Here is a 7000-nt window from a genome sequence, read left to right as displayed (position 1 = left end):
GTGGTCGCGGTGTGCACCGTCTGGTCGGCCGCCACCGGCCAGGGCCCGATGGCCGGTGTCGCGATGTCGGTCATCAGCTTCGCCCCACTGGTGATGGCGACGTTCTTCGCACTGTCGTTTCGCTCCACGGCCGCGGCGGTCTTCGAGCTCCGGGCTCAATCTCGTCGCCGCGCGGCAGAGGACGCCGCGACCTCGGCCGGCCTCGACGAGAGAGATCGCCAACTCGAGCAGTTGGATCATCTCGCCCGCCCGCTGCTGGAGAAGATCGCGAGCGGATCCGATCTCGATGCCGCGGAGCGTCAGGCCTGCGGACTTCTCGAGGCAGCTCTGCGGGATCGACTGAGGGCACCGGGACTGATGACGGACGAGGTCGCCGCGCAGGCGCGGGCTGCCCGGGCACGGGGAGTGCAGGTGGTTCTGCTCGACGACGGCGGACTTGCTGTGGTTCATCCCACAGTGTCGACGCGGGTGAGCACCGCGGTTTCCGACGCACTCAGGGGTTCGACGAGCGGAGTGGTGACCGCCCGGATACTGCCGCCCGGCCGCGCGAGGATCGTATCCATCCTGGTCAGCGACTCGAGCGCCGACGTGCGGATCGAACTCGATGCTGAAGGCCGGCAGTCTGTCGTAGCTTCGTGACACGCTTACCGGACGGTTGACGGTTCAATGCCCCCAATAGTCAGGGCAGAAAACCTGCGAATTACCTGTGAGAATCATTCCCATTGGTTTAGTTGGTCTCAACCCACTACGGCGTCCGGGAGAATTGATGTCTGCACTGCTCGAACCCTTGCCCTCCGCGGACGACGCGGGAGTCCCGACGACGCCTCGTTCACGTGGGCCCATCAGCTTGGTTCCGCCTGCGATGCAGATACACCCCGTCCCGGCCGCCCCGAGCCCGTTCCCGCCGCGACCGGATCTGACCGGCCGCGAGATCGAGGTGCTGCTCTGCTGGATTCGACACGACTCGAAGACCGAAGTGGCGAAGACACTGTTTCTCTCGCTCGGCACGGTCAACACACACCTCACCCGAATCCGGGCCAAGTACACCTCGGTGGGGCGCCCGGCACCGACCAAAGCCGCCCTCGTCGCACGGGCCCTGCAGGACGGGCTGGTCGACATCTCGGAGCTGTGAGTCTCGGAGCTGTGAACCCGCCGGTCAGACGCTGACTGCGGTCTCCACGCCTTCGTTCTCCAGACGCTTGTTGCGTCGGATGCTGCTCAGCAGGGCGGCTCCGATGAACAGAATTCCCACGAAACCGGTGATCAGCTCGTTGATGTGCACACCGATCGAGACCAGCAGGATGATGGACAACGCGCCGATCGCCCAGTGCGCACCGTGCTCGAGGTACACGTAGTCGGACAACGTTCCCTTGCGGACCAGGAACACCGTGATCGAGCGGACGAACATCGCGCCGATGAAGCCGAGGCCGAGCGCGATGATGATGGGGTCGGCTGTGATGGCGAAGGCACCGATGACACCGTCGAACGAGAAGGACGCGTCGAGCACCTCGAGGTAGAGGAACAGGAAGAATCCGGCCTTACCCGTCGCCTTCGCCAGTTCGCTCGGTCCGCCCGAGGACTCCTCGCCCTCTTCCTCGACGTGGAAGAGCTCACCGAGTCCGTTGACCGAGATGTAGGTGATCATGCCCAGCACACCCGAGACCATGACGGTGGAGATCTTGTCGTCCTCGGCCAGGAACTCGGCGCTCAGTACCAACAGCAGGCCTGCGACGACCACGGAGAGCTGATCGAGGCGGCCGATCCGGGCGAGGGGCTTCTCGAGCCAGCTCAACCAGGTGATCTCGCGGTCCTCGAAAATGAAGCCGAGGAACAACATCAGCAGGAACATGCCACCGAACGCGGCGATCTGCGGATGCGCGTCGGTGAGCAGAGTTTCGTAACTCGGCGACCCGTCCGGGAAGGTCGCGGCACCGTCGGCGGGCGGGTTCAGTGCCAGATCGAGTGCCGCCACCGGACCCAGACCGGACGCGGCCCAGACGATGACCAGCGGGAACAGCAACCGCATGCCGAACACCGCGATGATGATGCCGATGGTGAGGAAGATCTTCTGCCAGAACTCGCTCATGCGTCGCAGCACAGTGGCATTGATGACGGCGTTGTCGAAGGACAGCGACACCTCGAGGACGCCGAGGATGAGCACGAGGATCATCGCCTCGATCCCGCCGTACAGGAAAGCCACGATCACGGACACGATGGTGACCGCGATCGACCATCCGAAGATCTTCACAACCACAGTCAGTGGCCTTTCTCGAGACTTGAGACGGAAAAACCCCCGCCCATCATGAATGACGAGGCGGGGGTACTCCCAATCTTGAGAGGGCCTTTACTACACGTTTACCCCGAAATCGCGGGCGATTCCTGCGAGTCCGGATGCGTAGCCCTGACCGACTGCGCGGAACTTCCACTCCGCGCCGTTGCGGTACAGCTCACCGAAGACCATGGCGGTCTCGGTGGAGGCATCCTCGCTGAGGTCGTAGCGAGCGAGCTCGGAGTTGTCGGCCTGGTTGATGACGCGGATGAACGCGTTGCGCACCTGACCGAACGACTGCGAGCGTGCGTCCGCATCGTAGATCGACACGGGGAAGACGATGGTCTCGATCTCCGGCGGTACCGCGGCGAGATCGACCTTGATCTGCTCGTCGTCTCCGTCGCCCTCACCCGTGGTGTTGTCCCCGGTGTGCTCGATGGAGCCGTCCGGAGACTTCAGGTTGTTGAAGAACACGAAGTGCCCGTCGCTCAAGGCCTTCTTCGTCGAGTTCAGAGCGATGGCGCTGGCGTCGAGATCGAAGTCGGTGCCGGTCGTCGTGCGGATGTCCCATCCGAGACCGACCACGACCGCGGTCAGGTTCGGAGCTGCCTTGGTGAGCGAGACATTGCCACCCTTGCTGAGGCTGACGCCCATTGAGAGGTCCTTTCGCAATTGGTTTCCCGTACGGGTTCAACCGTAGTGGGAATGTCCGGTTCTTGGACGTACTCCGCCAACGAGTACGACATCGCCAGGGTTCCCGTCAGTACTATCGAGCAGGTGACAAGTCGCTGGCCTGGGGTGTTCCGCCGGGGTGCCGAATCCGACGCCGCCGCGCGTCGTTCCCAGGACAACGCTGTCGCCGCGTTCCTCGACATGGACAAACGTCAGTCGATCGCCTCGGCGGGCGTCGAGGCCTCCACCGCACTGCGTCCTCAGGATCGACTCGCTAGCCGGTGGGCAGACACCGAGAAGCAATGTTTCGATGCCGGAGCTGCCTACCTCGCCGCCGTCGATCAGTTCGACGGAATCACCACTCCTGCCGCCAGATCGGCCTTCGACCGAGCGACCGCGCTTCTGCACGACGCCAGCTCGGCTGTGGATCGGTTCTACGAAGCCCACCGAGACACCCTCGAGCAGTCCTCCGCTCAGTTCGCCGCGACCCCGCGCTTGGTCCAGGACGCACTGGCCGAGGCCGACGCCGCCCGATCGACCGTCGACGAACAGTTTGCCGGCTACCCCTCACTCCGGCAGGCGTGGCGCGAACTCGATTCGGCAACAACGCAATTGCAGGCCGATCAGCGCGACCCCCTGCGCGCCCGAGAGCACGCCGCCCTGGTCCGCGATCGGGCGGCCGCACTGCGTGCAGCAGTGAACTCGGCTCCGGGCCGCCTTCAGGAGGCCCGAACGGCACTGGCCTCGGTGCGCACCCGAATCGAAGCCGTACGAACGAGATCCGAGGGCATTGCCCCGGCCTTCTCTAGCTTGCTGCGGGAGTTCAACGCCAAGAGCTCGGCGGACCTCTCTCGCAACGAACGGTCCAGTGCGCGCCACATCGAGCAGGCCGACGAGGATCTGAGCGCAGCTCGTTCTGCACTCGACGCGGGCAATCCCGAACACGCGTTGGATCTGGTGACCCAGGCACGCCAACACCTGAGCGATGCCGAACAACTGGTCGACGCGGTCACCGACCGAGTTCGTCTGCTGCGCGCGGTCAAAGCCGATCCGAAACAGACCGAGAACAAAGTGCGGTTCAAACTTCGTGACGCCCAACAACTCGCGGTCAACCGCGGTCTGGTTGCCGAATGGGGCTCGGTGTTGGATGCTCAGCTCGCCCGGATCGACAGGGCGAGCACAGCCCTGTCGGGTACCCACCCCGACTACTGGTCATATCTGCAGGATCTGGATACCATTTCGGACTTCATCGCAGGCGTGATCGACCGCATGCGTACCTCGCACTGATCACATTCACACGAAGGACAGTGGTGCAACACTTTCGCCATCTCGACGCAGACACCCGTGAACGAGTGTTCTTCCTGCAGCCGGAGGACATCGAGACGAGCGACGGAAACGACCTCGTGGCAACGGCTCTCGGAGCGACGCTGTACATCCCGGCGACGCGTCCCGACCTGACCGCGACGGTGAACAAACGCACCGACGAGGGGGTTCGGTCCATCGTCATCGATCTCGAAGACGCTGTGGCGGACCATAATCTGGAAGAAGCGCTGGCCAACACCGTGCGAACTCTGAACGAACTCTCGGGTTCGGGATCACTGGTGTTCGTTCGAGCTCGCACCGCCGCGCACATCCGCAGCATCTGCGCCGGCCTGAACCACGGTGCCGCCGGGCTCGCCGGATTCGTCGTACCGAAGTTCACGGCAGCACGCGGAGCCGAGTTCCTCGACGAGATCGTCGCCGCGTCCACGACACACGGCACCCGTCTGTTCGCCATGCCCGTCCTCGAATCCACGGAAGTGGTGCACCGGGAGACACGCGACGCGGAACTGGTTGCCATCCGTGAACTCCTCGGTGAGTACCGCGACACCGTGCTGGCGGTGCGAATCGGGGCCACCGACATGTGCGGCACCTTCGGCATCCGCCGCGACCGCGACCTGACGATCTACGACGTCCGCGTCGTCGCCGACGTCATCAGCGCCATCGTCAATCACCTGGGTCGTTACGACGGATCGGGTTTCGTCATCACCGGACCGGTGTGGGAGTACTTCGCAGACCACGAACGCATGTTCCGCCCGCTGCTGCGCCAGACGCCGTTCGTCGATCAGGAGGCCGTGCGCTTTCGCCAGCAACTGGTGAGCAGCGACCTCGACGCCCTCCTGCGCGAGGTGGCACTCGACCGCGCGAACGGCATTCAGGGCAAAACCGTCATCCACCCCTCGCACGTGCCTGCCGTGCACGCGCTGTCCGCGGTGACGCACGAGGAATACCACGACGCACTCGACATTCTCTCGTCCGACCAGGGCGGCGTCCAGGCGTCGGGTTACCGAAACAAGATGAACGAACTGGGCCCGCACCGCAATTGGGCGAAGCAGACGATGGTGCGCGCGAAAGCGTTCGGCGTCACCAACGAGGGGATCACATTCGTGGATCTGTTGACCGCACTGGCACAGCGATGAACGCCAATCCGGCCGACGGAATCGCGCTCACCGACACCGGTTCGTCGTCGTCCTGGACGGCGACACAATTGGTGCGTCCCGGTCTGCGTCGCAACCCTCGCCGCGCCCACCTGTTGGTCTCGACGGTGCTCGGCAAACACATACCCGTCGATCCGGACGTCGTCATCGCCGCAGGCAACGAACTCGCCGCCCTGGTGCACACCGCGGTGGCCGGTTCCGATGTCGACGTTCTCGGATTCGCGGAAACGGCAACGGGATTGGGCCACACGGTAGCGACTGCTCTGGGCGCGCACTGCTACCTGCACTCGACGCGTCGCCCCGTTCCCGGCATGACCGTGCACGGCGAGTTCGAAGAGGGTCACTCACACGCCACCGACCACCTGCTGATGCCCACATCAGCCGACCTTCTCGCCGGCGACCTGCCGTTGATACTCGTCGACGACGAGATCTCCACCGGAGCGACCGCATTGGATGCGCTGCGACAGATTCATGCATCGGCCGGGCGCACGCACTACGTCATCGCATCCCTGGTGGACATGCGCACCGCCGAGCATCTCGCTGCTGCCGCTGCGGTGGCAACGGAACTCGGCGTGCGAATCGACAACGTGAGCCTGGCGCAGGGATCGGTGGAGCTCGAGCCAGGCCTGGTGGAGACGGTGCTGGCCCTCCCCGATCCGGAGTTCGATCCGGTTGCTGCACAGCCTGGTTCGGTTCGCCGCGTCGATGCGCAGTGGCCGGCAACCCTGCCCGACGGCGGCCGGCACGGGTTCCTCCGATCCGACGCCGCCGGTTTCGACTCGGCGATCGATGCTCTCGCAACCACCGTCGACTCCTCGCTCCCCGGATCGGCACCGGTGGTCGTCATCGGCCACGAGGAGCTCATGTACCTGCCGCTCCGGCTGGCGGCGGCGTTGCAGGAGCGCGGGCACACCGCACTGTTCCAGACCACCACTCGGTCACCGGCTTACGTTCTCGACGTGCCCGGCTACCCCCTGCGCCGCGGCTTCGAGTTCACTGCGCCCGAGAACGAATCGGGATTGCGCTACCTCTACAACGCGTCCGGACCGGACGACGCGACACTGGTGCTCGTCGCCGACGCCCCCGCCGACACCGACGCTCTGGCAGCAGCCGCCGAGACCCTGGCCGCCTCGGGTACCGACGTGCTGCTGGTCGTCGTCACGGGCGCGGACCCGGCGGCTCTCGAAGTCTCGCGGCGGGCACGTCCGCTGCGGGGGCCGGATTTCGGTTCGTACGCAGCGGACGAAGTCACCTGGCTGCTCAAGGACCTCTCGTCGGTCTCACTCGAAGCAGGAATCGAGGAGCGAGAGAAGCGTATTCAGGCCGGCGAAGCCCACTACGCCGAATCGCTTCCGGTCGAGTATCAACCGGATCTCGCCTACCGCGAACTGTTCGAGAAAGTGCTGCAGGAGAGCGCGTCACGGCTGGCGGTCGCGGTCGGCACCGTCACCGAGGTCGTGCTGGCCGAGCGCGGACACGACATCGCACTGGCGTCACTGGCCCGCGCGGGCACACCCGTCGGAATTCTGATGCGCCGCTGGGCATTCGCAGCCCACGGCATCGAGATTCCGCACTATGCCGT

6 protein-coding genes and 1 pseudogene are annotated in these 7000 nt (G+C 64.9%); 5 read left to right on the top strand and 2 right to left on the bottom strand.

Features of this window, described 5'->3' with window-relative positions; all coding sequences use genetic code 11:
• Both A2J02_RS28100 and A2J02_RS06885 read left to right on the top strand, forming a co-directional pair.
• Positions 1 to 639, top strand: a pseudogene (locus A2J02_RS28100) (hypothetical protein); the annotation flags it as partial.
• 127 nt (positions 640 to 766) lie between these two features.
• Complete coding sequence (locus tag A2J02_RS06885) at positions 767 to 1132, top strand: helix-turn-helix transcriptional regulator (RefSeq protein ID WP_068048450.1); 366 nt, start codon at positions 767 to 769, stop codon at positions 1130 to 1132.
• 24 nt (positions 1133 to 1156) lie between these two features.
• Here A2J02_RS06885 and A2J02_RS06880 read toward each other — a convergent pair whose 3' ends face one another.
• Both A2J02_RS06880 and A2J02_RS06875 read right to left on the bottom strand, forming a co-directional pair.
• A complete protein-coding gene (locus A2J02_RS06880; protein ID WP_068048447.1) occupies positions 1157 to 2254 on the bottom strand; it encodes a DUF475 domain-containing protein in 1098 nt (365 codons plus the stop codon).
• Positions 2255 to 2347: 93 nt separating this feature from the next.
• Positions 2348 to 2923 carry a TerD family protein gene (locus tag A2J02_RS06875; RefSeq protein WP_032396932.1) on the bottom strand — a complete coding sequence of 192 codons (576 nt, stop codon included), beginning with the start codon at positions 2921 to 2923 and terminating at the stop codon, positions 2348 to 2350.
• Between the two features lie 219 nt (positions 2924 to 3142).
• Between A2J02_RS06875 and A2J02_RS06870 the strand changes: the two genes are divergently transcribed.
• The 3 genes from A2J02_RS06870 to A2J02_RS06860 form a co-directional block, all read left to right on the top strand.
• Entirely contained in the window at positions 3143 to 4228 is a 1086-nt protein-coding gene (locus tag A2J02_RS06870; RefSeq protein WP_068048460.1) for a hypothetical protein, read from the top strand.
• 23 nt (positions 4229 to 4251) lie between these two features.
• On the top strand, positions 4252 to 5400 hold the full coding sequence (locus A2J02_RS06865; RefSeq protein WP_068048458.1) for an HpcH/HpaI aldolase/citrate lyase family protein: 1149 nt from the start codon (positions 4252 to 4254) through the stop codon (positions 5398 to 5400).
• On the top strand, positions 5397 to 7000 hold a 1604-nt coding region (locus tag A2J02_RS06860), incomplete at its 3' end, for a phosphoribosyltransferase domain-containing protein (RefSeq protein ID WP_068048445.1). The genes A2J02_RS06865 and A2J02_RS06860, both read left to right, overlap by 4 nt.

The organism is Rhodococcus sp. EPR-147 (assembly GCF_001647185.1).
GTDB lineage: Bacteria > Actinomycetota > Actinomycetes > Mycobacteriales > Mycobacteriaceae > Rhodococcoides.
This window is presented reverse-complemented; position numbering and strand designations above follow the sequence as displayed.

Excerpts from the sequence above, each read along its gene's own strand:
- A2J02_RS06885 (WP_068048450.1), top strand. The coding sequence starts at position 767 with ATGTCTGCACTGCTCGAACCCTTGCCCTCCGCGGACGACGCGGGAGTC.
- A2J02_RS06875 (WP_032396932.1), bottom strand. The coding sequence starts at position 2,923 with ATGGGCGTCAGCCTCAGCAAGGGTGGCAATGTCTCGCTCACCAAGGCA.
- A2J02_RS06870 (WP_068048460.1), top strand. The coding sequence starts at position 3,143 with ATGGACAAACGTCAGTCGATCGCCTCGGCGGGCGTCGAGGCCTCCACC.